Consider the following 1,919-nt stretch of genomic DNA (forward strand, 5'->3'; position numbering starts at 1 on the left):
GCACCACGCCGTGGCACGAGACGTTGCGGAACGCCGGGCGGTCGAACAGGGCCACCGACAGCACGTGCATCGTGTAGAACCAGCCGCGCGTCTGGGCGATGTACTCGACGATGTAGTCGGCGGGGGAGTGGGTCTCGAACACCTCTTCGGGGTCGGGGTAGTTCCGGAGCCGCTTCGAGAGCTTGCGGCCGTCCTCGTCGAGCACGACGCCGTGGCAGATGACGCTGCGGAACGCCGGCGTGTCGAACAGCGCCGTGGCCAGCACGTGCAGCGTGTAGAACCAGCCGCGGACCTGGCCGTTGTACTCGACGATGAAGTCGCCCGGGTAGTGGTGCTCGAACCAGTCGGCGTTCTCGAACGGGTAGTGGACCTGGGCGAACGGCATCGACCCGGACTCGAACCAGCAGTCGAGCACCTCCGGCACCCGGCGCATGGTCGCCCGGCCCGTCGGGTCGTCGGGGTTCGGCCGGGTGAGCTCGTCGACGAAGGGCCGGTGCAGGTCGGTGGGCCGCACGCCGAAGTCGCGCTCGAGGTCGTCGAGCGAGCCGTACACGTCGACGCGCGGGTACGCGGGGTCGTCGGAGACCCACACCGGGATCGGGGAGCCCCAGAAGCGGTTCCGGCTGATCGACCAGTCGCGGGCGTTGGCCAGCCACTGCCCGAACGAGCCGTCCTTGACGTGGTCGGGAACCCAGGTGATGTCCTGGTTGAGCTCGACCATGCGGTCCTTGATCGCCGTGACCTGCACGAACCAGCTGCTCACCGCGCGGTAGATGAGCGCGTTGTCGCAGCGCCAGCAGTGCGGGTACGGGTGCTCGTACGACTCGTGGCGCACCAGCAGCCCCTTCTCGCGCAGGGCACGCGTGATGGGGGTGTTGGCGTCGAAGACGTGCTGGCCGACGAAGTCGCTCACCGGCTCGGTGAACTCGCCCTTGGCGTCGACCGGGACGACGACCTCGATCCCGGCGGCGTCGGTGACGACCTTGTCCTCCTCGCCGAAGGCCGGCGCGATGTGGACGATGCCGGTGCCGTCCTCGGTGGTGACGTAGTCGGCGGCCAGCACGACGTGGGCGTTGGGGTGACCGGCGAAGTAGTCGAAGGGCGGGGTGTAGCGGCGGCCGAGCAGCGCGCTGCCCCTGAGCCGCTCGACCACCTCCGGCTCCGCACCGAGCTCGCGGGCGTAGGCGGGCACCCGGGCCTCGGCCAGCACCAGGCGCTGCCCGGCGAACTCGCCCTCGGCCGGCACCACGACGACGTAGTCGACGTCGGGGTTGACGGCGGCGGCGAGGTTGCTCGGCAGGGTCCACGGCGTCGTGGTCCAGACCAGCGCGAGCTCACCGGTCTCCAGCCGGAGCCCGACGGTGACCGCGGGGTCCTGCCGGGACCGGTAGACGTCGTCCATCCGGGTCTCGGTGTTGCTCAGGGGGGTCTCGCAGCGCCAGCAGTAGGCGAGGACGCGGAAGCCCTCGTAGACGAGGCCCTTGTCGTGGAGCGTCTTGAACGCCCACATGACCGACTCCATGTAGTCCAGGTCGAGGGTCTTGTAGTCGTGGTCGAAGTCGACCCAGCGGGCCTGGCGGGTGACGTAGGACTCCCACTCGTCGGTGTACCTCAGCACCGAGGTGCGGCAGGCGTCGTTGAACCGCTCCAGACCCATCTCGAGGATCTCGGACTTGTGGCTGATGCCGAGCTGCTTCTCGGCCTCGACCTCGGCGGGCAGGCCGTGGCAGTCCCAGCCGAAGCGGCGCTCGACCCGGCGGCCCTGCATGGTGCGGAAGCGCGGCACGACGTCCTTGACGTAGCCGGTGAGCAGGTGGCCGTAGTGGGGCAGGCCGTTGGCGAACGGGGGGCCGTCGTAGAACACGAACTCGTTGTCGCCGTCGGTACCGGCGTCGCGGGCCTGGACGGAGGCGTCGAAC

The 1,919-nt window shown here is 69.7% G+C and carries 1 protein-coding gene; it reads right to left on the reverse strand.

Annotation, left to right across the window (positions count from 1 at the left end):
• Positions 1 to 1,919 (reverse strand): isoleucine--tRNA ligase (gene ileS / locus ACTUAL_RS00645; RefSeq protein WP_440898893.1); only part of this gene is annotated, 1,919 nt, incomplete at both ends.

The sequence above is a fragment of the Actinosynnema sp. genome (assembly GCF_052038725.1).